This window comes from Massilia sp. Masssp94 (assembly GCF_059491305.1).
The window spans coordinates 338,900-364,008 of record NZ_CP168501.1 but is presented as its reverse complement, the minus strand read 5'-3'; the positions used below and the strand labels follow the sequence as shown (position 1 = coordinate 364,008).

The 25,109-nt window shown below is 60.8% G+C and carries 20 protein-coding genes; 11 read left to right on the top strand and 9 right to left on the bottom strand.

The features are described 5' to 3' along the window. Window positions 1-103: 103 nt before the first annotated feature. Together ACEN9G_RS01480 and ACEN9G_RS01475 are read right to left on the bottom strand one after the other, a co-directional pair. Window positions 104-1,444 carry an enolase C-terminal domain-like protein gene (locus ACEN9G_RS01480; protein WP_413337180.1) on the bottom strand — a complete coding sequence of 447 codons (1,341 nt, stop codon included), beginning with the start codon at window positions 1,442-1,444 and terminating at the stop codon, window positions 104-106. A gap of 117 nt (window positions 1,445-1,561) precedes the next feature. Next, complete coding sequence (locus tag ACEN9G_RS01475; protein WP_413337179.1) at window positions 1,562-2,449, bottom strand: LysR family transcriptional regulator; 888 nt, start codon at window positions 2,447-2,449, stop codon at window positions 1,562-1,564. A gap of 517 nt (window positions 2,450-2,966) precedes the next feature. Between ACEN9G_RS01475 and ACEN9G_RS01470 the strand changes: the two genes are divergently transcribed. Next, window positions 2,967-4,004, top strand: coding sequence for a LacI family DNA-binding transcriptional regulator (locus ACEN9G_RS01470; protein WP_413337178.1), 1,038 nt, complete (start codon window positions 2,967-2,969; stop codon window positions 4,002-4,004). Here ACEN9G_RS01470 and ACEN9G_RS01465 read toward each other — a convergent pair. From ACEN9G_RS01465 to ACEN9G_RS01455, 3 genes are all read right to left on the bottom strand, one after another. Next, window positions 4,001-7,141, bottom strand: coding sequence for a TonB-dependent receptor (locus ACEN9G_RS01465; RefSeq protein WP_413337177.1), 3,141 nt, complete (start codon window positions 7,139-7,141; stop codon window positions 4,001-4,003). The genes ACEN9G_RS01470 and ACEN9G_RS01465 overlap by 4 nt on opposite strands. 449 nt (window positions 7,142-7,590) lie before the next feature. Further along, entirely contained in the window at window positions 7,591-8,685 is a 1,095-nt protein-coding gene (locus tag ACEN9G_RS01460) for a porin (RefSeq protein ID WP_413337176.1), read from the bottom strand. Between the two features lie 181 nt (window positions 8,686-8,866). Next, complete coding sequence (locus ACEN9G_RS01455) at window positions 8,867-9,679, bottom strand: EAL domain-containing protein (protein ID WP_413337175.1); 813 nt, start codon at window positions 9,677-9,679, stop codon at window positions 8,867-8,869. A 220-nt stretch (window positions 9,680-9,899) separates the two neighbouring features. Between ACEN9G_RS01455 and ACEN9G_RS01450 the strand changes: the two genes are divergently transcribed. From ACEN9G_RS01450 to ACEN9G_RS01410, 9 genes are all read left to right on the top strand, one after another. Then, complete coding sequence (locus ACEN9G_RS01450) at window positions 9,900-11,831, top strand: helix-turn-helix domain-containing protein (RefSeq protein WP_413337174.1); 1,932 nt, start codon at window positions 9,900-9,902, stop codon at window positions 11,829-11,831. 163 nt (window positions 11,832-11,994) lie between these two features. Next, complete coding sequence (locus ACEN9G_RS01445) at window positions 11,995-13,077, top strand: SMP-30/gluconolactonase/LRE family protein (protein ID WP_413337173.1); 1,083 nt, start codon at window positions 11,995-11,997, stop codon at window positions 13,075-13,077. Window positions 13,078-13,134: 57 nt separating this feature from the next. After that, window positions 13,135-13,503 (top strand): 4-carboxymuconolactone decarboxylase, encoded by a 369-nt coding sequence (gene pcaC, locus ACEN9G_RS01440; RefSeq protein ID WP_413337172.1) that lies wholly within the window; start codon window positions 13,135-13,137, stop codon window positions 13,501-13,503. Between the two features lie 111 nt (window positions 13,504-13,614). Then, window positions 13,615-15,234, top strand: a complete 1,620-nt coding sequence (locus ACEN9G_RS01435; RefSeq protein WP_413337183.1) for a methyl-accepting chemotaxis protein — start codon at window positions 13,615-13,617, stop codon at window positions 15,232-15,234. A 157-nt stretch (window positions 15,235-15,391) separates the two neighbouring features. Continuing rightward, on the top strand, window positions 15,392-15,616 hold the full coding sequence (locus tag ACEN9G_RS01430; protein WP_413337171.1) for a hypothetical protein: 225 nt from the start codon (window positions 15,392-15,394) through the stop codon (window positions 15,614-15,616). 200 nt (window positions 15,617-15,816) lie between these two features. Beyond that, window positions 15,817-16,755 (top strand): 3,5-dioxohexanoate:acetyl-CoA acetone transferase, encoded by a 939-nt coding sequence (gene kce / locus ACEN9G_RS01425; RefSeq protein ID WP_413337170.1) that lies wholly within the window; start codon window positions 15,817-15,819, stop codon window positions 16,753-16,755. Between the two features lie 49 nt (window positions 16,756-16,804). Beyond that, window positions 16,805-18,133, top strand: a complete 1,329-nt coding sequence (locus ACEN9G_RS01420; protein WP_413337169.1) for an MFS transporter — start codon at window positions 16,805-16,807, stop codon at window positions 18,131-18,133. Window positions 18,134-18,196: 63 nt separating this feature from the next. Continuing rightward, on the top strand, window positions 18,197-18,937 hold the full coding sequence (gene fabG, locus ACEN9G_RS01415; protein WP_413337168.1) for a 3-oxoacyl-ACP reductase FabG: 741 nt from the start codon (window positions 18,197-18,199) through the stop codon (window positions 18,935-18,937). Between the two features lie 51 nt (window positions 18,938-18,988). Further along, window positions 18,989-19,780: an SDR family oxidoreductase gene (locus ACEN9G_RS01410; protein ID WP_413337167.1), complete on the top strand. Its 792-nt coding sequence runs from the start codon at window positions 18,989-18,991 to the stop codon at window positions 19,778-19,780. Between the two features lie 85 nt (window positions 19,781-19,865). Here ACEN9G_RS01410 and maiA read toward each other — a convergent pair whose 3' ends face one another. Genes maiA through hmgA form a run of 3 tightly spaced genes read right to left on the bottom strand, consistent with a single transcriptional unit; the run spans window position 19,866 to window position 23,131 of the window. After that, the gene (gene maiA / locus ACEN9G_RS01405; RefSeq protein ID WP_413337166.1) at window positions 19,866-20,510 is read right to left on the bottom strand and encodes a maleylacetoacetate isomerase; all 645 of its coding nucleotides are present in this window, start codon (window positions 20,508-20,510) and stop codon (window positions 19,866-19,868) included. Window positions 20,511-20,513: 3 nt separating this feature from the next. Beyond that, complete coding sequence (fahA, locus tag ACEN9G_RS01400; RefSeq protein ID WP_413337165.1) at window positions 20,514-21,818, bottom strand: fumarylacetoacetase; 1,305 nt, start codon at window positions 21,816-21,818, stop codon at window positions 20,514-20,516. 2 nt (window positions 21,819-21,820) lie between these two features. Continuing rightward, a complete protein-coding gene (hmgA, locus tag ACEN9G_RS01395) occupies window positions 21,821-23,131 on the bottom strand; it encodes a homogentisate 1,2-dioxygenase (protein WP_413337164.1) in 1,311 nt (436 codons plus the stop codon). A gap of 111 nt (window positions 23,132-23,242) precedes the next feature. On the opposite strand from hmgA, the gene ACEN9G_RS01390 reads away from it, so the two are divergent. After that, the gene (locus ACEN9G_RS01390) at window positions 23,243-24,145 is read left to right on the top strand and encodes a LysR family transcriptional regulator (protein ID WP_413337163.1); all 903 of its coding nucleotides are present in this window, start codon (window positions 23,243-23,245) and stop codon (window positions 24,143-24,145) included. Between the two features lie 6 nt (window positions 24,146-24,151). On the opposite strand, the gene ACEN9G_RS01385 is transcribed toward ACEN9G_RS01390, so the two are convergent. Beyond that, window positions 24,152-25,075, bottom strand: coding sequence for a LysR family transcriptional regulator (locus ACEN9G_RS01385; RefSeq protein ID WP_413337162.1), 924 nt, complete (start codon window positions 25,073-25,075; stop codon window positions 24,152-24,154). Window positions 25,076-25,109 lie beyond the last annotated feature (34 nt).

Below are 25,109 nucleotides of genomic sequence, written 5' to 3'. Positions count from 1 at the left end.
AAGTACAAACCCTGTCGGCGATGCGTATTCACGCAACCGTTCGATTCGCGACATGCGGAAAAGGCCTCGAGGGTTCAATGCATTGCGCCGGCGCTTGCTGGAATCAACGCAACATGCAGGGGCGCTTGTTATCGAATTTCCAGCCGGGGATCAGGAATTGCATTGCGGCCGCGTCGTCGCGGACGCCCGTCCCCAGGTTCTTGTAATCCTGATGGGCTTTTTCAAGCTCGACCATATCGATGTCGATGCCGAGCCCCGGTTTTTGCGGCAGCCGTACCGCGCCTCCCTCGATCTTCAGGGGTTCCTTCGTCAGGCGTTGGCCGTCCTGCCAGATCCAGTGCGTGTCGATCGCGGTGACACGGCCAGGCGCAGCCGCTCCCACATGGGTGAACATGGCGAGCGAAATATCGAAATGATTGTTCGAGTGCGATCCCCAGGTCAGGCCGAACATCTCGCACAGCTGCGCGACACGAACGGATCCCTGCATCGTCCAGAAATGGGGATCCGCCAGCGGGATATCGACGGACTGCAGCTGGATCGAATGTGCCATCTGGCGGAAATCGGTCGCGATCATGTTGGTGGCGGTCGGCAGACCCGTCGCGCGCCGGAACTCCGCCATGACTTCACGACCCGAAAAGCCGTTCTCGGCGCCACAGGGATCCTCGGCATACGCGAGCACGTTGCCCCGGTCGCGGCAGACCCGGATCGCCTCGCTCAGCGACCATGCCCCGTTTGGATCGAGCGTGACGCGGGCATCGGGAAACCGCTCATGCAAGGCGATCGCGGCATCCATCTCTTCGTTGGCGGAAAACACACCGCCCTTGAGCTTGAAATCATTGAAGCCATAGCGGGCATGGGCCGCCTCCGCAAGCTTCACGACTGCGTCGGGGGTCAGGGCCGGCTGGTTACGAAGCCGCAGCCAGGCATCCTCGCCAGCGGGCTCAGCGCGGTAACCCAGCGTTGTCCGGTCACGGTCGCCGATATAAAACAGGTAGCCGAGCATGTCGACGGCGTCGCGTTGAATGCCGTCTCCCAGCAGGGCCGCTACGGGAACGCCCAGAAACTGGCCCAGCAAGTCCAATAACGCCGATTCGACGCCGGTTACCGCGTGGATGGCCGTACGCAGATCATAGGTCTGCGTGCCCCGGCCGCCGGCGTCGCGGTCCGCAAACGCCGTCCGCATGGCGCCCAGCACGCTGTTGTACTCGCCAAGCGATTTGCCGACGACGAGCGCTCGCGCATCGTCGATCGTGCGGCGAATGCTCTCGCCGCCAGGTACCTCCCCGAGGCCCGTATTGCCGCTGCTGTCGGTCAGGATAATAACGTTGCGTGTGAACCAGGGGCCATGGGCGCCGCTCAGGTTCAGCAGCATACTGTCCTGGCCGGCAACAGGTACGACGCGCAGATCGGTTACGACGGGAGCATTCTTGACGGCACTATTCATGAGTAAGCTGGAAGTGATCGATGGCGTTGACAAGCTGAAACGATCTTATACTTCTAGCTTATTCTGTCCAAATCAATCAATGACTCGATTGATCCACTAATTGAATGTTGGCCTCGGCTATTCGTTCGAGCCAAACGACGGCAAGACTTCTTCCAGGAAAAGACCAAGCGCGGGATTGTCGTTGTCCCGCCGCCAGGCGCCAATCGTCTCGACAGGCTCCGTTTGTATCGGAAGAAAAGCAACGTTATTGAATTGCAGGCTCGTCGCGCTTTCGGCGATCAGTGCGGCGCCGAGTCCGGCGCGCACGAGCGCCAGCATCGTGTGGACCTGGCCGACATGCTCGACGATGTCCGGAATCACGCCTGCGCTTTGAAAACGCGCGTTCAGCATGTGATAAAAGGGTCTGGCTTCCTGTGGTGAATACATGACGAACGGCTTTCCGTGAAGGCAATCGAGCGTCGGTTCTGTTGGCCACTGATCAACGGATTCGGCAGGCACGGCGAGCATGAGCGGTTCGCTGAGAAGGACCTTGCTTTCCAGCTCGTTATTCAAAAGGTGAGGGCGCATCAGGCCAATGTCCAGTTGTCTGGCATTCAGGGCCTCGACCTGGCTGGTGCTGACCAGCTCTTTAAGCGAAAGTGCAATACCGGGACGGCAATCGCGTAAGCGACGGACGACTTCCGGAAGCAGGCTATATCCGGAAGCGGACGTGAAACCGATCGTCAGCGCCCCTTGCTCTCCTTTTGCGACACGACGCGCTTTTAAAGAGGCCTGCTCCGCGAAGCGTAAAATCTGCGTTGCCTCGGGTAAAAACGCTTTCCCGGCGGCGGTAAGACGTACTACTCTGCTATTTCGTTCGAGAAGTTGCGCGCCAACGTGGTGTTCCAAAAGCCTGATTTGGCGACTGAGGGGAGGTTGAGTCATATTCAACCTTTCCGCGGCGCGACTGAAATGTAATTCCTCGGCCACGGCAACGAAACAACGGAGCTGACTTAATTCAAACATCGATTTATTCCTTAAATCATGAGTCAGCCGACGTGAAGATTATCAAGATTGTTTATTTTGGTTCCTCCAGGAAAGACCTGCCGTACGCGAGCACAGCGTACCGGTTGGCGTATTGAAAAAACAGATCGGGTTCGGGGTGGATGCCGTTTGGTCCGATCATACTTAGGGTAGTGCAGTTATCAATACTAATCCATGCATTTATTGTATGGTGAAATACAATAATGGTATTTTTTGTGCTGATTTTTCTACCGGGTACTTCGCCGCTCCCGGCCTGTCCATTGAACGGTCCAATACCGGATTTCACTCAATTCATTCGTTGTATCGGCAGGAATACGATTTGAATCGGGTTATTCGGTGCGTTGCTGTAATATGGTTTCGTACCTCAGTTTCTCGTCTCCTCTCGCCCGGAATCGGGTATTAATGCCCTGTTCACCGAAAGGCAGACAGGGCATTTTTTTGACATGTTGTTGCTTGTGGTAGCGCGCAGATCCGCACGAAACCTCCCTGGGTTCGAACCATGAAAAAATCTCGGATCGACGATACGCGCCGAAGTTTTGATCACGGCGAAATTCCAACGCTTGCCGACGTCGCGAGATTCGCCGGCGTCTCCGTCATGAGCGTATGGAGAACCATGAACGGAGAGTCGGCAGTCACCGAGCGTACCCGGCGCAAGGTCGCCGCTGCGCTCGAGGCACTGCACTACGCGCCGAATGATCAGGCGCGCATTCTGGCCGGTTCCAGAACTGTCCGGATCGGTGTCGTTCACAACCAGGATTCCCGTTTTCTGAGCGAATTCCTGCTGAATCTCTTTAATCAATCTGTCGCCAATAATGTGAATCTGGTCGTCGCCAGGGACATACGGGTCGACGGGGTGATCTTTTTGCCATCACCCTATTCGGACGAAATGGTAACAAGAGCTTTCTGCGAGCCGGACATGCCTTCCGTAGTGGTTGGGTCCGCATTCAGCGACGAGCATGTCAGCGCCGTTTATGGCGACGATCGCGAGGCGGCATACAAAATGGCAAGCCACTTGATTCGTCTCGGCCATCATCGAATCGGCTTCATATCCGGACCCAGGGATAATATGGTCGGCATCCGTCGCCTGGAAGGATATCGTCGCGCCGTCAACGAACATGGGGTAGACGGCTCCGAGCATCTTGTCGTGTGCGGCGACTTCACTTATCGATCAGGCCTGGATGCGGCACAACGATTGCTCGGTTTATCGAAACGTCCAACGGCGATTTTCGCAAGCAGCGACGACATGGCAGCTGCGGCAATCGCGGTCGCGTTTCGTCTCGGCTTGACTGTCCCCGGCGATCTGACTGTTACGGGTTTCGGTAACACCACGATTGCAACATCGAACTGGCCCGAACTGACGACGCTGAAATATCCAGTTGCCGACATGGCGGGTCTGGCGATACATGCGCTTCTTCGGCAAGTGCGGGCCGTACGCGAGGGACGGGCTCCGAGTGTAGAGCGATCCAGTATGAGCCTTGACATCGTGCGGAGACAGTCGGACGCCGCCCCGCGACTGCGGGGCGGCAAAAAGTGTTAGAAGGTACTACGCAGTGACAACGTATAACTGCGGCCAGGGATATTTTGGTTGAACACGGCGCCGTTGAATTGCGTGTAGGTCTGGCTGATCGCGTTGTTCACGTTCCATACACTCAACGTCAGGTCCGTGTTGTAACCGAAACCGAAGACCTTTTTCAGATTCATGCCTGCTGACAAGTCCACCTGCTGGCGCCCGGTACTGTATGCGTAGGCGCCCCCGGCCACGGTCAGGCCGGTGTTGACGTTGACGACCGTGGATGCCTGATACTGGCGCGTCACGCGCAGGTTCACACCGTTGCGCTCGTAATACAGGGTCAGGTTGTTGGTGCGTGGCGGCACGCCGGAGACGGGCGGCGCATTCGGGGTCTCGTCTTTCTGCCTGGTGTAGGTAAAGTTACCGGTAAAGCCGAAGCCCTTCACCGGCAACATATCCAGTGCTTGCTGCCAGGTGAGTTCGACACCGCGAATCTTCAGCTTCGTCGCGATGTTGTAGGGCTCGGTGATCTCGACCAGGTGCTTGTCCGGGCCACCGCTCGCATCGACGGATTGCTGTTGCGCTGCCGTCAGGCCGACCGTGCCATAGATCTGGTTCAGCTGGGCGAGCGTGTACTGCACGATATGCGTACCGGGACGGTCGACGATGTCCTTGGCAAACGCGCCCAAGGCCAGATAGGAGTCGCGCGACATATAGTATTCCAGACCCAGGTCCAGGTTATTGGCCTGGAACGGTTTGAGATCCGGATTGGTGATGCTGCCCTGGCGCGCACCCTGGTCGCCGATGGAGAGCCTGGTCTGGCGCAGGTCGGCGGGATTCGCCCGCGTCATCGATTTCGACGCGGCAATCCGGGCAATCATCTTCGGCGTGATGTTATAGGCGAGCGTCGCCGACGGCAGCAGGTTGTGGTAAGTCACGGTTTCGTACGACCAGGTTCCAACGGAAGGATAGAGGCCGCCGTTTTGCAGCGTCGCGTTGCGAGGATCCGCAGTGGCCGCGAGGTCGCCGATCGTCTGCCGCGTACGGGCATAGCGGACGCCGGCGTTGAAGCGCAGGGTCCGGCCATACACGTTCAGCCGGCCATTCGTTTCGACATAGGCGCCACCCACGGCTTCACGGATGTAGCCGCCACTGCCGCTAAAGAAACCTTTGTAAATGTTGTCGCGGAAATATTGGTAATTGGTGTCTTTGGCGAACTTGTTCCAGTCTAGGGTAATGAAACCATGGTCCGTCGGCTGCAGGTAATTTGCCAGTGCACTATTCGGGACGAGGGAGCCGAGGTACGCCAGCGGCGTGGTCTGGCCGGCTGAAGAACCCGTACCGTAGCCCGGATAGGCGGTGGCGGCATTCGTCATCGGCCCCGGGGCGTACCGTCCGTCGCAACCGGGGGACTGGATCTGGGTGTTCGGACCGAAGAACGTATAGTTGAGGTTGTTGCCGCAAGTAACGTTGGCCCAGGCATCGGCGACCGTATAGCTGCGGTAACGCCGTTCGATATCGTCGTAGGTGCCGCCGACCTTGATACTGAAGTCGTCGTCGCCCCATTTGACGTTCAGGCGCGTGCCGCGCGTCGAATTGCTGCGTTCGTACAAATCCATGACCAGGCCCGACATGCCTTGGCCCGCCTGGTACCAGCCGAAGTTGCTTGGATCGTTGGGGTTCAGGTTGCCGGTGAACGTCGGCGGTTGGCCGGGCGTCGTGTTGTCGTAGGTGATGACCGACGGCGCCGCCATCGTCGCGACCTTAACCTGCGGCATGTCGCGGGAGAACTTGCTGAGCGTGTAGTTGAATGCGCCGTCGATCGTCCACTTGTCGCTCGGCCGCCACTCGAAGCCGGGGTTAAGGCTGCGGAACTTGGTCTTGTCGATATCCGGGCGGTATTCCAGTCCCCAGAACGTGTTGGCCAGGGTCGCTTTCGTAATGACGCAACCGATCGTGCAATCGCTGCGATCGAATTCCATGCCGATGGGGATCGGCGTATTGGCACGTGTGCCCACGTTCATTGCCTGCCATTCCATCTCATTCCGCTTTTGCGCGAACACCGTGTCGAAGTAGAGGTTCCAGTCCTCGTTCGGCTGCCATTGCACGCTGATCACTTCGCCTGCGCGGCGGCGTTGGCCTTCGAACACCTGATGCCGGCCCAGGCGGCCCATCAGTCCATTGTCGATCTGCTGGATGGTGGCACCCGGGTTGAGCGCCAATAACATCGCCCGGTCGATTGTCGCGCCGGGCACGAGGACCGAACGGGCGTAGTCCGGCAACAGGTTCAAAGGCAGGCCCGCCGGTACCTTGTCCGGTGTCGATTGCGACCCGCCCCCCGTGCTGTTCGGGTTGTCCGCGGCGTTGGCCTGGAACGATTTCAACTGGAGGTTCCGCATGTCGACCGTGTCGAATGCGTCGGTACGGTACTTGGTCATGCCCCAGGCGACGCCGCCCAGAATCCCGAACTTGCCGAACCTGCTGGTGTTCCAGGTATTGCTGATCAGGGCCGAACCCGTCGTACCCGGCTTCTTGTCCCTGTCGCGGTAATTGCCGCTGAGCGTAAAGGCCGACCGGAAGCCGGCTTTATCGAATGGCCGGACGCTGCGCATGTCCACGGTTCCCGCGATGCCGCCCTCGATGACGCTGGCTTGCTGGCTCTTGTACACCGTCGCGCTGCGGAACAGTTCGGACGGAAGAAAGTCCATGTCGACTTCCCGGTTGGCGCTGATATTGCCGCCCCAGCTGCCCGCCGATGCGGACGCCATCGGCGCACCGTTCAGCAGCACCCGGGTAAATGCCGGGCCCATGCCGCGGATCGAGACGTTCATGCCCTCGCCATCGATCGACGCCCGGGTGACCGTCACACCGGGTACGCGCGACAACGCGTCTGCGATGTTCGGATCGGGAAATTTGCCCATGTCTTCCGAAAACACGGTATCGCTCAAGCCGATATTCTCGCGCTTTTCGTTCGCAGACAGGGCCAGCGAACTGCGATAACCGGTCACGGTGACTTTCTCGACATTCTCCTTTCCGGCGGTTTTATCCGATTCGGACGCGGATTGTGCGTAGGCGTTCGAAATGAGCGCTGCCAGCAGCGTGAGCGTAAAAACGTTGGATCCGACGCGGCTGCGGGGTTGGCATGGTGTTCTATGGTTTTTCAAGCTTATCTCCGTTTATTGAATATTTTTTGTTCCGGCGGAATAGAGCGGGTTCGCGCCGGCGCCATATAACGGTATCTTTTCGCTTTAACAAAATGCCAATTCTAATTTTGATTCAGTCAATACAATATTTGAATTCCTATGTTCTACGCTCTGTAAGGACGCGGAAGACTTGGTGATATCAAAAAATGTTGTGCGCTAACATGCAACACTCGTCGTCGCGATGTGTACGCGAATTTCTACTCCCTCACAGGGGATGACCCCGGATAAATACACATATTGAATTGCATGGATATCAATCGTAGATAGATGTAGGCGTTTTGATCCGGGGTGACTGTTAGCCTGCCGGAAGTAATGTTATGAAGTGTTTGAGGTTGGAAGCGCCCTGGCAAATTGATTGGAGGCGATATCCTCGCCTCGGTCCAGCATTTTGACCAGGCAGCCAAGCTCAATCAAAAGTTATGACGGATGCCGATTTCCCCGCCCGTGCTTCTTCCACCCGCGACGGTATTTGACGAAAAAGATCCGATATCTTCGATATTCAATCGCCCTTGTCCGTGGTTGCTCAATCGTGCGATTGCCGCGTACAGCGCCGTGCGTTTGGAAAGGTTGTGTACATAACCTGCCGCAAAACCATGTGCTCCGTACACGCCTGCAGAGTTTGCGGCATTGTCGGAACGCGATGCCACAGCGGAAATCCAGGCATGGTCGTTCTGGACCGGAATTACCGCAGCAATACTTGCCCGCGATTCGCGCAGATTGACAAATTTGTCCGTATTAGCCCATAACATGATCTTCGCGGCCTTGAAGTCATAGCTCACGCCTGCATTCGCCTGGGTCCACTTTCCTGTTGACGAAGTAGCGCGGGTATTCGACGTGATATCGGTTTGCGCGAGCGCGCCTGCGATCTCGAACGGACCTCCCGCATACCCCAGCCGGCCGCTGACGGAGCGGCGGATCGTGGTGCCGCACACCGTGTTGCCGTTGCAACCATTTCCGCCTTCGCCTGCGGACACCTGGAAGGATCCATACATGCCTCCAAGTCCACCCGGCGTCGAATAGGTGATCGCATTCGTAGTCCAGTAGTAGTTCGGCACCAGCCCCTGGTTGAGCAGATTGGAATAGTGCGAAACATTGCCCACGCCAAGGTTGTAAGTCGGGTCGAACGAGTACATGTTCACGTAGTTCGGCGACCAGTCGCGACCGAGATGCACTTCGCCAAAGTTGCCGTTCAGTCCGACCCAGGCACTACGGTTAAAGAATGGCACGCCAAATGCACCGGTCGCGGATTGCCCGGTGTCCGGTGTAAATGCACTTTCGAGGAGGAAGATGGCGTTCATGCCCCCGCCCAGGTCTTCCGTGCCGCGGACGCCGAACAGTGATGGCGAGTTGCCGAACGTACTCACCGAAGTGGCCGAGCCGCTCCCGGAATATTGAATGTGGCGAATCCCGACATCGACTGCGCCGAAAAACGTCGTCGACGATTCCGCAAATGCGGGCGCAACACACAAACCGAACAAGGCCATCCCCATGAATTGTTTTTTCATTATTGTCTCCAAAATATGTTGGTCTAATTATCTTCAACGTGACTTTGTGGATTCGCGATTTCCACGACGATTGAACGCGCATGCCTCCGAAAGAAAATGAGGGTGCAATCAGGCACCCGAGGTGCCTGGCAAAATAAGCAGCGTGTAATCGGGATTAATGGGCCGGCAACAAAAAAGGCCTTCAGGCTGCGATCAGCAGTGCCTCGTTGCGAACTTTCCGGCGCTCGACGTTTCTCATGGCAGCATCGATATTTCTCATTGCGGCGCTAAAATAAAATCCCTGGCCGACGTTACAACCGAGGCTCTGAATGAAATCCAGCTGTGCCTTCGTTTCGATCCCTTCGGCGACAGTGCGCAAGTGCATTTTTCTGGCTAACTGCACAATGGCCTCCAGAATTCCGGTCAGTTTTCTGTCTTCGGAAATCCCTGCGATGAAGATGCGATCGATCTTCAACTCGGTAAAAGGCAGCTTGCTCAGCAATTTCAGCGAGGAGTAGCCGGTGCCGAAATCGTCGATTGAAATGCGAAAGCCTCTGTCGCGCAAGATGCTGAGCGACGCCAGGACTGAGGAAAAATTTTCCGGAAAGGTGGTCTCGGTAACTTCAATGGTGATTTGATCAAACGGTATGCCGTGCTCGTTGACCATCGAACATATGCGGCTTGCGAAACGGGGATTTTCCAGGGTGGCCGATGAAAAGTTCATGGCCATTCCCACCCCATCCATGAGCTTGTTGTCGCGGGCACCGAGCAGCGATTGCCGAAAGACGCTATCGGTAAATTCGTCGATCAAGCCGGCCTGTTCAATCAGGCTGATGAATTGTCTGGGTGGCAGAATGCCCAGGTCAGGATGGATCCATCGCGCCAGGATCTCCACGCAGGACGCAGTGCCGGTAGCAAGGTCGATCTTGGGCTGGAAGAAAGGGATGAATTCATTACGGCGAATTGCCCTGGCCATGTCATCCCTGGACCATTTGGGTTTTCGCTGGTTTTCCATGATGTCTCCTGTACGACTGCCGCGTGCTTGTTGGATGCTAGTGTCCCCAAATAAGCTTTGAAAAACTATGTACGACTGCACATATTCAACACGTTGGAAGTGTGCGGTTATGACATGGCTGGCTGCAGTGGGATAAACTAAAGTCCACGCGACAACGGTGCCGGCGGTTGGCGTGCACCATTTGGATTACGCTTCCATAGGGTTTCTCTTGCATATGAAAATGTCCCCGGACCTCGCTACCGAACTGATCACGTTGCTGCACCGCAATGCGCCGATCGAGGAATTCTCGGCACACCTCGCGCGCGCGGAGGCCTTGGGCAAGGAAGACGAAGGGAATGCCGGATCGATTGAGGTTGCCCGGATGGCATTGGCGGTGAAGAACCGGCTCGACCTGCACCAGTTGAGCGAGCAAGGCATGCTGGCGATGTTCGAATCGGCCAAGGACCTGACCAGCCGCCTCGACGTGGGAAGCCTGCTCGGCGCCATCGTCACTCGCGCGAGGAACCTGCTCGGTTCGCATGTCGCCTGGCTGACCGTGTACGACGCCGACAAGGACGAGTTCCAGGTATTGGCGTCGGACGGCGCGATCTCGTTCAATACGACGACAATGAAAGTCAGCCGGCGGCTGGGCATTGCCAGCGTGGTGATGTCGACGCGTCTGCCTTTTTATACGCCCAACTATTTGCTCGACAAGCGCTTCCCGCACGATCCGGTGATCGACGACACCTTTCGCGACGAGGGGATCGCGGGGCTGGCCGGCGTGCCACTCCTGTTCGATGAAAAAGTCCTCGGCCTGCTGTTTATCGCCGACCGCTACAACCGCACCTACACAGCCCTGAACATTGCCATCCTCAGCACGCTCGCCACGCACGCGGCGGTGGCAATCAACAATGCGCGGGCGTTCAAGCAGGCCAACGAAGCATTCCAGCGCGCGGACCAGGCACGCGCCGAGCTCGAGCACCATGTGCGTGAGATCCAGAATGCCGCCGAAGCGCACGAGCAATTGACGTCGTCGCTGGCGAAAGGCGCTTCGCTGGACACGCTGTCCGAAACGATCGCCCAGCTACTCAATGGCGGCGTCGTCGTGCTGAATGAGGCATTCCAGGTCATCAGCCATGCCGCCGCGCCCGGTTATAGCGGCAAGCTGGCGAGCACGTACACGCCGCACGGCGCCATCAGTGCGGACATCACGAATGCCATACGGAACAGCCGGCAAGGCGGCCGTTCCGTCGTTGCGTATCAAGGCGATGGCGAATTGTGCCGCGCGATCGCCGTTATCGGCGGCAATGACCTGCTCGGTGCCGTGCTCCTGTTTCGCAAGGAAGACCTCGGCGAGATACCGGTGCGCACCTTCGAACGCAGTTCGAGCATTATCGGGATCGTGCTGCTGTCGCAGGAACGCATGGAAGCCGGCAAAAGCCGCGATGTGTCGACGCTGGTGCGTTCGCTGACGTCAGGCGGTCACCGCGATGACATGGCCTCGACCTCGGAGCTGGCGAAGCGGTTCGGGCTCGACTTGTCGCAACCCGTGTCGTTGATACTCGTGGAAACGGAAGGCTTGCGACCGGACTCGCTGGCGCGGCGTTTGCGCGCCGGCTCGGCGCTTTCCGAACTCGTATTGGATGAGATCGATGGCACGCTGGCGATGATTGTATCGACAACCAAAGTGCAGCACATCTTGACCGAATTCACAGCCGTCGCCAAACGTGAATTCGTCGACAGCTTCAGCGGCATTCTCTCGAGGCCCATCCTGTCGCCGGCGGAAATCCCGGCGTCCTGCACGGTGATGCGGCGCGGACTGGCGGTGCTGCGACGGCTGGGCGTGAAGAACCAGATCGTCGATCAAAACGAGATGGCGCTGTACTCCGTGATTTTCGAAACCCACGACGAGGCCAGTTTGAAGGCCTTTCTCCAGGCGACGATCGGCCCGCTGGTTGCCTACGACGAAAAGCGCAATACGCAACTGGCCGAGACGCTGCTGTGCTACATGGACAGCAACCAGAACGCCAGGACGACGGCGATGCGCATGGACATCCATGTGAATACCGTTCGACAGCGCTTGAGCAGTATCGAGGAGATGCTCGGCTACTGGGGCAATCCTAATCGCGCGCTTGAAATCCACGTTGCGTTGCGGCTGTGGCGCCTCACCTGAAAAGTAACTCTATGCCATAAAAATCGCGTATTTATGGCTCATCCACACATTGTTCTGTCTCCGCTCGCCTCACATACTGTCTGTGCACGGACTGCCAACACATCGTGGCTTCCGTCCACGGGAAAACCAAGAGTGAGACTCACCCACCTGAAGGAGACAATACATGGACCAGGGAAATCGAAGCAAAAACGAATTACTTACGCCGGCGTCGTCGGGTCGTCGCGCCTGTCTGACCAGGCTTGTCGGGTCGTTGGGAGCCCTGGTGGCGCTTGACAGCGTCGCCAGCACGAAGACCCCGGATCGCGGGCTTGCTTATACTCCGGATATCCGAGGTCCTTTCCCGATTCCGCAGAACGAGCGCGGGCTGCATACCATCACGGCCACCCCATACTTCAAGGTATCGGACAAGGGTCTGCAACTGGAAGGCGCGTCGTTTGACCGGAAAGGCAACCTCCTTTTTGTCGACGTGTTTGGCGGTACGATTTTTCGCCTTACGCCCGACAAGGTTCTCAGCACCGTGCTGCCACCGAATTCCCTTGGCTCAGCCGGCATTGCCATTCACAAGGATGGGAGGATCTTTGTCTCGGGCCTCGGCAACTTCGTGGATACCGGGAGTATTTTCTGGTTGAATCCGGACGGCTCCGGCCTGACAACCATCGTTCCCGCGAGCGCAGGCTACCTGCCGGACGACTTGGTGTTCGATAAGAACGGCGGCTTTTATTTCACCGACTTCCGGGGCAGTTCGGACAATCCGGTCGGCGGCGTGCATTACGTCTCGCCGGATTTCAAGACGATCACGCCCATACTGAGCCACATGGCGATTGCAAATGGCGTTTGCCTGAGCCCCGACGGAAGCGTCCTCTGGGCCACCGAACTGAGTGCGGGGCGCCTCCATAAGGTCGAGTTGAGCGGAGCTACGACGATCGCTCCATTCGGCACGGCGGTACCTTACTATTTCAGCGGTTTTGCGCCCGACTCGATGCGTTCGGACAGTGACGGCAATATCTACGTCGCGATGTATTCGCAAGGACGCGTCCTTGTGTTCAATCCGAACGGTATCGCCATCGGACAGATCCTCCTGCCCAAGCGGGAAACGGGCCACAACATGAGGTCGACCAGCATCGGATTCGTGCCTGGAACGAATGACATGTTAATCCTTACCAACGACGGAAAAGGTGGCGAGGGGTCGTGGATTTTCCATGCCAAGGGCTTTGCAAAAGGCACGACGCTGTATTCCCATCAATAGGTAACTGGAGACCAGGCTGAGCATCCTTCGGGTAACTCGTCCGGGTAAGGCAACCTCATGGATCAACAGTATGACAATGGCTTGCAGGTGCGCGAGGAAGTCATGGGCAAGTCATTCGTGGACGACGCGCTCTCCAATGCAACCGACTTCACGATGCCGCTGCAGGAATTCATTACCCGGAATGCCTGGGGAACCGTGTGGTGCCGCACCGAGCTCGATAGGAAGACGCGAAGCCTGGTCACGATTGCAATGCTGACTGCGCTCGGGCGCACACATGAACTGAAAGGTCATGTGCGTGGCGCCCTCAATAACGGCGCCACGGCAGAGGAAATACGGGAAGTCCTGCTGCATGCAGCCATCTATTGCGGCGTCCCGATTGCTGCAGATGGGTTTCGCACAGCTGCGGAAATCATCGAGTCAATTTGACGAATACGTTCGGTGCAACCGAAATACCTCAACGATCTGCAAGCGGGTGATCGAGGACGTTTGCACGCCCACGCTACGTCGGCCGGCGATGCACCAAAATGACGGGTCACTATCATGAAAATTACATTTCGCCAAAAACTCTTCGTTCCTCTATTCCTCAGCTGGATCTGCCTGCTGGCCGTGTTCAGCGTGAATATCTTGCAGAGCCGGACGTTACGCCTCGAGGAACGCAAGATCCAGTTGTCCAACGCCGGCGAGATCGCCGCGTCCATCGCCAAGGAGTACGCGGCCCTCGCCGCCGCGGGCACGCTATCCCTTGACGACGCGAAAAAGGAGGCGCTGGCCCGGATCCGCGCGCTGCGCTTCGGCGCCACCGGCTACATCGTCAGCTACAACGACAATATCGTGCTGATGCACCCCATCAAGCCGGAACTGAATGGGACGCCGGTCGGACAGAACGTCGATCCGGAAGGGCGCAGGCCGTACGTGGACGGCATCGCCGCTGCGAAGGCAAGCGGCGCCGGTTTCATCAGATATGTGTGGGTCAAGCCAGGCTCGCAGAAACCGGAGCCCAAGCTGACGTACGTCCAGGCGTATCCACCGTGGGGCTGGTACTTCTTGACCGGCCTTTACGTCGACGACCTCGACCGTGCGTTCGACGCCCAGCTGGCCAGCGCGGCTGCCTGGGTGGCCGTGATCGGCGCGCTGCTGACGGCGATCGTCTGGTTCGTCGTGCGCAGCGTCGAACGCTCGATCGGCGGCGATCCGGAGAGCGCCGTCACGGTGGCGCAGCGCATCGCGTCCGGCGACCTCGGCATGGAGGTACCCGTGCGCGTTGGCGACGAGGCGAGCCTGATGGCCGCGATGAAGCGCATGCGCGACGCCCTGGCCGGCATCGTCGCCGACGTGCGCTCGGGCACGGACCTGATCGCGACGGCATCGCGCGAGATCGCCAGCGGCAACCTCGACCTGTCGAGCCGTACGGAAGAGCAGGCCAGCTCGCTGGAAGAGACGGCGGCCTCGATGGAAGAACTGACGTCGACCGTGAAGAACAGCGCCGACAACGCGCGCGAAGCGAGCCGGCTCGCCGATTCCGCCGCCGAGGCGGCGGGAAGGGGTGGCGCCGTGGTCGCGCGCGCCGTCGACTCGATGACGTCGATCAACGAATCGTCGAGCAAGATCGTCGACATCATCGACGTCATCGACGGCATCGCGTTCCAGACGAATATCCTCGCGCTGAATGCAGCCGTCGAGGCGGCCCGGGCGGGCGAGCAGGGCCGTGGCTTTGCCGTGGTGGCGAGCGAAGTGCGCAACCTGGCCCAGCGTTCCGCCACGGCCGCCCGGGAAATCAAGGCCCTGATCGGCGATTCCGTCGCACGCGTGAACGACGGCGCGAAGCTGGTCGAGGAAGCGGGCGCGACGATGCAGGAGATCGTCGCAAGCGTGAACAAGGTCAGCACGATGATCGGCGCGATCAGCGGCGCGGCGCAGGAGCAGGGCCAGGGCATCGAGCAAATCAACCAGGCCATCGCCCAGATGGACCAGGTGACCCAGCAGAATGCGTCGCTCGTCGAGGAAGCGGCGGCAGCGTCCGAAGCGATGCAGGAACAGGCCGCGAAGCTGGCCGCGGTGGTGAGCGTGTTCCGCATGGCCGCGGCAACTGCGCCGGGGCACCGGTCCGCTATGGCGCCAATGGCGCGTGCGCGCACCACCCGATCATTGCCTGCATAACTTTTCTCGCAACGCGTTCCGGACCAGCAATGTCATAACCGCACACTTTGAACCCATTGAATGTGTGCGGTCATACATAGTTTTCCAGGAGCGTTTTGAGGACACTAGCATTATCAGCAACCGGAGACAGCCGCTACACGGCAAGAGGTGAACCAGCATGATCAGCGACGTGGACATCAGGGATTGGCAACAGTCGGAGCAGGAGGTGGACGGGAGCATTCCGGCCTGCGGATGGTTGTTGGCCGCGGCGCCGTTGCTGCTGGCGGCAGTGGCAAACGATTACATATGGTCGCGTTATTCCGTGGTCGCCCAGGCCATCACCGCTCCCGCCGCTGGAAAAGATCAGATCGGAACTGTGGCATGCCGTGCCGTCGGTTTTTGAAGAAAGCGCTGAAGTCGTTGAGCAAGGCAACTTGACGTAATCCGACTCACTATCGTTGGTCCATAACCCGGGAGCTCCGCGCAGGCGGGCTTCTTTATTAGAAACCAGAGACACGCCGCGTACATCCCATTCGTTCCCCGGGAGGGAGACGTATGTGCTGCCGGCATCGAGAACGCCATCCACATGGCAGGAACATATTCATGAGCAAGCCGACAAGAAAAGTCATCATCTCCTGCGCCATCACCGGTGCCACGCACGTTCCGTCCATGTCGGAATATCTGCCGATTACCCCTGAGGAAATTCGCGACAGCGCCATTGATGCCGCGTTGGCGGGCGCGGCAATCATTCACCTGCATGCCCGTGATCCGCAGGACGGTCGTCCGACGCCCGCACCCGCTGTGTTCGAACAGTTTGTGCCGGAAATCGCACGGCGCACGAATGCGGTGATCAACATCACCACCGGGGGCAGTACTCGCATGACGCTGGATGAGCGCCTGGCTTACCCGCGTCTCGCCAAGCCGGAAATGTGCTCTTTGAACATGGGCACAATGAATTTCTCCATCCATCCGATTGCCTCGAAAATCACCTCCTGGCGCTACGACTGGGAGCGGGACTTCGTGCGGGGCATGGAAGGCACGATCTTCAAGAACAGTTTCGACGACATCAAACGTATCCTGCAGGAGCTGGGCCAGCATGGCACGCGCTTCGAATTCGAGTGCTATGACGTCGGCCATCTCTACAACCTTGCCTATTTCGTGGAACAGGGACTGGTGAAGGCGCCGTTCTTCATCCAGGCCGCCTTCGGCATCCTGGGGGGACTCGGTCCCGATCCGGAAAACATGACGATCATGCGCAACACGGCGGACCGGCTCTTTGGCCGGGAGAATTATCACTTCTCCGTATTGGGAGCGGGGCGCCACCAGATGGCGCTGGTAACGATGGCGGCGATCATGGGCGGAAACGTGCGGGTGGGGTTGGAGGATAGCGTCTACCTGAGCAAGGGCACCAAGGCCGAGAACAACGCCCAGCAGGTCAGCAAGATCAAGCGGATTCTCGAGGAACTGTCCTTCGAGATCGCCACGCCCGACGAGGCGCGGGAGATGTTGGGCCTGAAGGGTAATGCCGGCCTGTATTCCTGAGCCTGCTCGGACCGCGCAGAATAAAACAACGCCTATCCAAGGAGACATCATGAACCAGATTCCAAGCCTTTCCAACGAATTGCACCGACGAGCCACGAGGAAGGCGTTCCTGAAACTGATTCCGCTCATGTGCGCGATCTATTTCATGTCCTTTCTGGACCGCACCAATGTCGCACTCGCGAAAGTGCACCTGGCAGCCGACGTCGGTATCAGTGCAGCTACCTACGGCCTGGGCGCCGGCATCTTCTTCCTCGGCTACGCCCTGCTGGAGGTGCCGAGCAACCTCCTGGCGCATCGTATCGGCCCGCGCCGCTGGATTGCGCGGATCGCCGTATCGTGGGGCATCCTGTCCGTCGGCATGATGTTCGTCGCCGGCGAGCGGTCGTTCTACATCATGCGTGTCTTGCTGGGTATCGCGGAGGCCGGCCTGTTCCCCGCGTTGATGTACATGGTGACGCTGTGGTTCGGGACGGCTGACAGGCCGGTCGCCATCGGGTGGATCTACACCGCGCCGGCGCTGGCACTTCTCCTGGGAAATCCGATCGGTGGTGCGTTGCTGCAGCTGGATGGCCATGGCGGCCTGCATGGCTGGCAGTGGATGTTCCTGGTCGAAGGCATCCCGAGCATCCTGTTGGGCATGGTGCTGTATTTCAAGATGCCGGATCGCCCAAGTGAAGCTGCCTGGCTGAACAGGGATGAAGCGGCCGCGTTGGAGAACCAGGCGCAGGCCGACGTGCCGCAGCATGCCGAGTATTTCTCCAGCGACTGGGTGGCGGCGATCAAGCGTCCCACGACGATCCTCATCGGCCTGATCTACTTCCTGAACCAGGTCGCCTTCGTCGGCTTGTACTTCTTTGCCCCGGCAATGATCAGCCAGATGAAGATCGATTCTCCCCTGGTGGTCGGGTTGTTGTCCGCGAGCGTCGGCCTGGGCTTCCTGCTCGGCGTACTGGTACTGCCGCGCATTCATCGCCGCGTCGCCAGCGATTCGCGCTATCTGGGCGCGTTGAGTTTCGGACTGGTCCTTGGCGCAGCCGCCTTCATCCTGACTGCCAGCCTGGTGGGCAAGGTGCTGCTGCTCGCCGTGACCGCCTTCTTTGCCGGCGGCGTCCTCCCGTCCTATTGGAGCATCGCGATGAAGCGTCTCAGCGGAATCCAGGCCGCGGCCGGACTGGCCTTCATCAACACGGTCGGCTTGCTGGGCGGTTTCGTCGGCCCCTATCTGTTCGGTATGGCGGAGTCGGCGACGGGACGCAGTGAATCGGGCTTCCTGGTGATCCTGGTCGCCGCCATCCTGGGGCTGCTGCTGGTGCCGCTGTTGGCCATCGCGTTCGCCAGGGAGTCCGGCGTGGCGGTCGGATTGGAGGCTCGTGCTTGAGCCATTGAAAGCGGGAGCGTCGCCGTTCGGCGACCTGCCAATGATTGAAAACCGAGGAATACGATGAAACTATTTGACAACGTCGCCATCATCACCGGCGCGGCCCAGGGTATCGGCAAGGCGACTGCCCTGAAATTCGCACGGGAAGGCGCGACTGTTATCGCGTGCGACCTGGATGCGGCGGGCGTTGCCGCCGTGGCTGCGGAATGTCGCGCCGGTGGCGGTACGGCGGAAGGCTACGCGGTGGATGTCACCTCGCGCGACGACATCGAAACGCTCGTCCGATTCATATGCAAGAAATACGGACGGATCGATACCTTGGTCAACAATGCCGGCATTACCCGCGACGCGCGCCTGCAAAAGATGACCGAGCAACAATTCGACGACGTCATCGACGTCAACCTGCGGGCCGTCTTTTTCTTGTCGCAGGCAGTGGCGGACTGCATGGCTGCCATAGGGAAGGGCGTGATTCTCAACGCGAGCTCCATCGTTGGCATCTACGGCAACTTTGGTCAAACCAATTATTCAGCGGCAAAGTTCGGCGTCATCGGCTTCACGAAGACGTGGAGCCGAGAGCTGGGCCCCAAGGGCATCCGTGTCAATGCGATCGCTCCAGGTTTTGTGGAGACGCCGATGATCGCCACGGTGCCCGACGAGGTCCTGGACAAGATGCGCAGCCAGGTTCCTCTGCGGCGCCTGGGCCGGCCGGAAGAAGTCGCCAATCTGTACGCCTTCCTGGCGTCCGACGACGCCAGTTATATCAACGGTGCCGTGATCGAGGTCTCCGGCGGACTCGTCATCTAGTCGTTTCATGCGGCCTGGCGGTCCAGGCGTTCTTAAAACAACCATACAGCCATGAAGACTTTTCAACTCTTGAAACCTCAAGCGGGACTGCGGGTATTCATCTCGGGCGCGGCTGCCGGCATCGGCGCTGCCGTTGCCGAAGCATTCCTGGAAGCGGGGGCCGCCGTTTTTGTGTGTGACGTCGACCCCGTGGCGCTGCGGTCGATACAGGCGCGACATCCCGGCTGTTTCACCGGCTTGGCCAATGTCGCCAAGGCGGACGAGGTCGAGCACGTCATCGCGCAAGCGCTTGCGAGGCTTGGCGGCATCGATGTCCTGATCAACAATGCCGGCATCGCCGGCCCTACCGCGGCGGTCGAAGACATCGCCACCGGAGATTGGGAAAGAACGATCGACACCAACTTGAACAGCCAATTCTATTTCTTGAAGCACGCCGTCCCGGCACTCAAGCAATCCTCCGATAACGCAAGCATCATCGCCATCTCGTCGGTGGCCGGCAGGCTCGGCTACCCCTATCGTACTCCGTATGCCTCGACGAAATGGGCCATCATGGGGTTGATGAAATCGCTCGCGATGGAGCTGGGGCCGGTGGGAATCCGCGTCAATACCATCCTGCCCGGTGTCGTCGAAGGCCCCCGCATGGACGGCGTGATCGCGGCGCGGGCACAGGCACTTGGCGTCACCGTCGACGAGATGCGAAACGAGTATTTGAAGAAGATCTCGTTACGCCGCATGGTGACGGCGCAGGACGTTGCGGCGATGGCGCTGTTCCTCGCTTCACCGGCCGCGGCGAACATCACGGGGCAGTCGATCAGTGTCGATGGCAACGTCGAGTATTTGTGACCGGCCCTGACACCATGCAACGATGCGGCCGCGACGCCGTCCGGCCCGATCACGGGCTGAACGGAGCACACTGGTAACGGCGAGCCTACTGCGCGTCCGCCTGCCGCTCCGGCCGCGCAGCGGCAAACGCGGCCAGTTCCTCGCACCGTTCCGCGATCGCGACCACGGTCGGGTAGGGCGCCAGATCGCATTCGAAGCGGCGCGCGTTGTACAGCTGCGGCACCAGGCAACAGTCGGCGATCGTGGGCGTGTCGCCGTGGCAGAAGCGGCCCGTCCCCGGATCGCGCGCCAGCTGCGTCTCCAGCGCCTGCAGGCCCAGCGCGACCCAGTGGCGGTACCATGCGCCTTTCTGTTCGGCCGACACGCCCAGCTCGTCGCTCAGGTATGTCAGCACGCGCAGGTTGTTGATCGGGTGGATGTCACACGCGATGGCCTGCGCGAGCGCCCGCACGCGTGCGCGGCCGCGCGAATCCGGCGGCAGCAGCGGCGGCTGGGGATGCGTTTCGTCGAGGTATTCGATGATCGCGAGCGACTGCGTCAGCAGCATGCCGTCGTCTTCCAGAAGCGGCACCAGATGCGATGGATTGAGGGCGTCATAGGCGGCGCTGAACTGCTCGCCGCCGTCTTTCACCAGGTGCACGGGCGCCATCTCGGCCGCGATGCCCTTGAGGTTCAGCGCGATGCGCACGCGATAGGCCGCCGAGCTGCGAAAGTAGGTATGCAGTTTCATGCGTCACCTCGCCGGCAGCACGGTGCCCGACGCTTCGCCGAAGCCGATGCGCGGACGGCCGGGGGCGGCGGCCCAGCCGCGCAGCACGATGCGGTCGCCATCGTCGATGAACACGCGCTTCTCGCCGTTCGGTAGCAGGAGCGCCTGCTTGCCGCCGACGGTCAGCTCCAGCAGCGAGCCCGCTTCCGCGGCTTCCGGACCGGACTGCGTGCCGGAGCCGAGCAGGTCGCCCGGGTTCAGCGCGCAGCCGTTGACGGTGTGGTGCGCCATCAGCTGGGCGACGGTCCAGTACGAGTGACGGAAGTTCGACTGCGACAGGCGTGCCGGGGCCTCGCCATTGCGGCGCATGGTCTCGGTCTCCAGCAGCACTTCGAGTTCGATATCGAGGCCGCCGCGCGCGCGCAGGTCGGCGTAGTCGAGATAGGGCAGCGGCTGCGGATCGGCGGCGTCGCGCTGCCACGCGGCGCGGTAGGGTGCCAGCGCTTCCAGCGTGACGATCCACGGCGAGATCGTCGTCGCGAAATTCTTCGACAGGAAGGGCCCCAGCGGCTGGTATTCCCAGGCCTGCACGTCGCGTGCCGACCAGTCGTTCAGCAGGCACAGGCCGAACACGTGTGACTCGGCCTGGTCCGCTGGAATGGGAGCGCCCTGGTCGTTGCCGGGGCCGACGAAGATGCCGACTTCCAGCTCGTAATCGAGACGCTTGCACGGGCCGAAGCTCGGTTCCGCATCCGTGGGACCGCGCGTCTGGCCGCGCGGACGTGTGAAGGTCTGGCCCGAGACACCGATGGTCGATGCGCGGCCGTGGTAGCCGATCGGCACCCATTTGTAGTTCGGCAGCAGCGGGTTATCGGGACGGAACAGGCGGCCGACCGCGGTCGCGTGGTGGATCGACGTATAAAAGTCGGTGTAGTCGCCGATGCGGGCCGGCACCGCGTATTCCGCGTCCGCTTGCGCCACCAGCAGTTCCGGGCGCGGCCTGGCGCCACTGCGCAGGAGGCGCGACAGCGCGAGGCGCAGCGCGGACCACGCCTGCGGGCCGGCCGCCATCAAGTCGTTCAGGCTGTCCCGCGCAGCCAATACGGCGGCGGCGCGCGCTTCCTTGCCCGCATCGTCGAGCGCGTCGCCCAGCGCGGCCAGGTCGACGATCCGGTCGCCGATTGCGACGCCGCCACGGAAGGCCTGGGCGCTGCCGCGCGGACGGAACACGCAGAACGGCAGGTTCTGGATCGGGAAATCGGTGTCCGGCGTGTTGGCCGAATCGACCCAGCTGGCGAGCGACGGATCGTGGGTTTCGTTGAGTTGCATGATTACGCCTTATTCGGATTGAAGAGCTTCTTGAAGCCTTGCCAGCACTGGAAGTAATCCGGCTGGATCTGCGGCGAGGACAGGGCGTACGCGGTCGGACGGATGACGTCGCGCGTCTCGAACATGAAGGCCATCGTGTCGTCGACTTTCTGCGGGGAGCGCGTGTCGATGTCGCTTGCTTTCGTGAACGTGGGTTCGTCCGGACCGTGGCCGCTCATGCAGTTGTGCAGGCTGGCGCCGCCGGGACGGAAGCCGGAGGACTTGGCGTCGTACTGGCCGTGGATCAGGCCCATGAATTCGCTGGCGACGTTGCGGTGGAACCAGGGGGGGCGGAACGTGTCCTCCGCCGCCAGCCAGCGGGGCGGGAAGATCACGAAGTCCAGGGTGTCGACGCCGGGGGTGTCGGACGGCGCCTGCAGCACGAGGAAGATCGACGGGTCCGGGTGATCGTAGCTGATCGAGCCGATGGTATTGAAGTGACGCAGGTCGTACTTGTACGGCGCGTAGTTGCCGTGCCAGGCGACGACGTCCAGCGGCGAGTGGCCGATCGAAGCAAGCCATAGATTGCCGCCGAATTTCGCGACCAGCTCGAAATCGCCTTCGCGATCTTCATACGCGGCGCGCGGCGTCAGGAAGTCGCGCGGATTGGCGAGACCGTTCGAGCCGATCGGGCCCATGTCCGGCAGGCGCAGGAAGGCGCCGAAGTTTTCGCAGATGTAGCCGCGCGCCTCGCCATCGGGCAGGCTGACCTGGAAGCGCACGCCGCGCGGGATCACGGCGATTTCCTGCGGCTCGATGTCGATCACGCCCATCTCGGTCGCGACGTGCAGGCGGCCCTGTTGCGGCACGATCAGCAGTTCGCCATCGGCGCTGTAGAAGTAGCGGTGGCCCATGTCGCGGTTCGCGGCGTACAGGTGGATCGCGCAGCCGCTTTGCGCGGCCGGCGACCCGTTGCCGGCCATCGTCACCCAGCCGCCGATGAAGTCGGTGGGCACCTGCGGCATCGGCAGAGGATCCCAGCGCAGCTGGTTCGGCGGGGCGGCGACGTCGTCGAAGCCGCCGGCGATGCGGCCGTTGTCGATCTGTTTGAATGGCTGGTGCATCGCTGACGGGCGGATGCGGTACAGCCAGCTGCGCCTGTTGGCGGCGCGCGGCGCGGTGAACGCGGTGCCGGACAGCTGCTCGGCATACAGGCCGTACGGCGCGCGCTGCGGGGAATTCTGGTGGGCGGGCAGGGCGCCCGGCAGTGCCTCGGTGGCGAATTCGTTGCCGAAGCCGGACTGGTAGCCGGCGTGGTCTTGGGTAAGGCTCACGTTGTCTCCTGTGCTGGACGTTGCGTACAGGGACAATGTAGTGCAGTCGCGTGGATTTTACGATATAAATGGAAAAATTATGACTATTTCCAATGTAAATGGGGTGCCCGGATGGAGCTGCGCGAACTGGATCTGAACCTGCTGGTGGTCTTTCATGAAGTGTTCCGCGAGCGCCAGATTTCCGGCGCGGCGCGCCGGCTGAAAGTGACGCAGTCGGCCGTCAGCAATGCGCTGGCGCGGTTGCGCCGCAGCGTCGGCGACGAGCTGTTCGTGCGCACGACCGAGGGGATGCAGCCGACGCCGTACGCGGAGCGCATGTCCGAGCAGGTGGCGGCCGCGCTGGGCCTGATGGAGCAGGCGCTGCGTCCGGAGCAGGCGTTCGATCCGGCCACGAGCCGGCGCCGCTTCACGATCGCGATGACGGACGTCGGCGAGATGTATTTCATGCCGCGGCTGGTCGAGGTCTGTGCGCAGTTGGCGCCGCAAGTCGACATCGCGTCGGTGCGGGCCGGCCTCGTCGACCTGCGTACGGAGATGGAGGCGGGCCGCGTCGATCTCGCCATCGGCGCGTTCGCCGACGCCCCGGCCGTGCTGTATCAACGCCGCCTGTTCCGTCAGGCGTACGTGCACCTGTTCCGGCGCGGCCATCCGCTGGCGGGAGAGACGCTCGGCATGAAGCGCCTGGGCGGAGTGCGTCACCTCGTCGTGACGTCGATGGAAAGCCCGTACGACGCCATCAACGAGGCGCTGGCGCGGGCCGGGATCGACCTGGCGGCCAGCTTCAGCGTGCCGCACTTCGCGGCCGTACCGTACATCGTGAGCACGACGGACCTCGTCGCGACCGTGCCGCAAAAGCTGGCCGAGCGGGCCGCGGCGCCGTTCCAGCTGGAGGCCGTGACATCGCCGCTCGAGCTGCCGGCGCTGCAAACGAATATGTTCTGGCACCGGCGCTACAACCAGGACGAGGGCAACCGCTGGCTGCGCACGCTGGTTGCCGAGCACTTCGCCGAGTGATCGTTTTCACTCCGGGTGCGTGTCGAACGTCTCCTTGACGAGCCGGCGCAGCCACGTGTTCGCCGCATCGTGCTGGAAGCGCGGATGCCAGTGCTGGCGGATCGCGAACGGCGGCACGGCGACGGGCGTGTCGACCATGCGGATGCTGTTATAGCCGGCGAACTTGGTCGCCAGTTCGCGCGGCACGGTCGCGATCAGCTGCGGATTCTGCTCGATGATCATCGGCACCGTGAGGAAGTGCGGCGTCGTGAGATAGATGCGGCGCGGGCCGGCCAGCTCGTCGACCACGGCATCGTACGCATCCTCGATGCGCCCCGACATCGACACGACGATGTGTTCCAGCGCGAAGAACTGCGCGCGCGACAGCACGTCGCCGATGGCGCGGTTTCTCCGGTTGACGATGGTGACGAAGGAGCGGGTAAACAGCTGCTGCTGGTACAACCCCTCCGGCATCGCGTGCAGCGACCCGAGCGCCAGGTCGGCCTCGCCGCTTTCCAGCGCGTCGGGCACCCGGTCCATCGGCAACTGCAGCGTACGCAACGTGCAGCCGGGGGCCGCCCCGCGCAGGCGGGAAATCAGCCGCGGCAGGAAGATCAGTTCTCCCATGTCGGTCAGGCACAGCGTGAAGGACCGTCGGGCGACGGTCGGATCGAAGCCTTCGCGCACCAGCAGTTCGCCGCGCACCGTGCCCATCACGTTCAGGATGGGCTGCCGCAGTTCCAGCGCCCGCGGCGTCGGCTGCATGCCGCTGCCGGTCTTGAGGAACAGCGGATCCCCGAAGAAGGCGCGCAGGCGCTTCAACGCGTGACTGACGGCGCTCTGCGACATGTTCAATTCCTCGGCCGCACGGCTGACGTTGCCGATGCGAATCAACGCATCGAATACGGGCAGCAGATTGAGGTCGAGGTCCGCGTTATGTATGGTGTTCATAGTGGTTATCGACGTTACCCGATTTACGGATAAT

Bases quoted from the DNA above. Each gene is read 5' to 3' on its own strand.
- ACEN9G_RS01455 (WP_413337175.1), bottom strand. From the start codon at position 9,679: ATGGAAAACCAGCGAAAACCCAAATGGTCCAGGGATGACATGGCCAGG.
- pcaC (WP_413337172.1), top strand. From the start codon at position 13,135: ATGGATCAACAGTATGACAATGGCTTGCAGGTGCGCGAGGAAGTCATG.
- ACEN9G_RS01385 (WP_413337162.1), bottom strand. From the start codon at position 25,075: ATGAACACCATACATAACGCGGACCTCGACCTCAATCTGCTGCCCGTA.
- ACEN9G_RS01480 (WP_413337180.1), bottom strand. From the start codon at position 1,444: ATGAATAGTGCCGTCAAGAATGCTCCCGTCGTAACCGATCTGCGCGTC.
- ACEN9G_RS01450 (WP_413337174.1), top strand. From the start codon at position 9,900: ATGTCCCCGGACCTCGCTACCGAACTGATCACGTTGCTGCACCGCAAT.
- ACEN9G_RS01470 (WP_413337178.1), top strand. From the start codon at position 2,967: ATGAAAAAATCTCGGATCGACGATACGCGCCGAAGTTTTGATCACGGC.
- fahA (WP_413337165.1), bottom strand. From the start codon at position 21,818: ATGCAACTCAACGAAACCCACGATCCGTCGCTCGCCAGCTGGGTCGAT.
- maiA (WP_413337166.1), bottom strand. From the start codon at position 20,510: ATGAAACTGCATACCTACTTTCGCAGCTCGGCGGCCTATCGCGTGCGC.
- kce (WP_413337170.1), top strand. From the start codon at position 15,817: ATGAGCAAGCCGACAAGAAAAGTCATCATCTCCTGCGCCATCACCGGT.
- ACEN9G_RS01410 (WP_413337167.1), top strand. From the start codon at position 18,989: ATGAAGACTTTTCAACTCTTGAAACCTCAAGCGGGACTGCGGGTATTC.
- ACEN9G_RS01460 (WP_413337176.1), bottom strand. From the start codon at position 8,685: ATGAAAAAACAATTCATGGGGATGGCCTTGTTCGGTTTGTGTGTTGCG.
- ACEN9G_RS01420 (WP_413337169.1), top strand. From the start codon at position 16,805: ATGAACCAGATTCCAAGCCTTTCCAACGAATTGCACCGACGAGCCACG.
- fabG (WP_413337168.1), top strand. From the start codon at position 18,197: ATGAAACTATTTGACAACGTCGCCATCATCACCGGCGCGGCCCAGGGT.
- ACEN9G_RS01475 (WP_413337179.1), bottom strand. From the start codon at position 2,449: ATGTTTGAATTAAGTCAGCTCCGTTGTTTCGTTGCCGTGGCCGAGGAA.
- ACEN9G_RS01445 (WP_413337173.1), top strand. From the start codon at position 11,995: ATGGACCAGGGAAATCGAAGCAAAAACGAATTACTTACGCCGGCGTCG.
- ACEN9G_RS01430 (WP_413337171.1), top strand. From the start codon at position 15,392: ATGATCAGCGACGTGGACATCAGGGATTGGCAACAGTCGGAGCAGGAG.
- ACEN9G_RS01390 (WP_413337163.1), top strand. From the start codon at position 23,243: ATGGAGCTGCGCGAACTGGATCTGAACCTGCTGGTGGTCTTTCATGAA.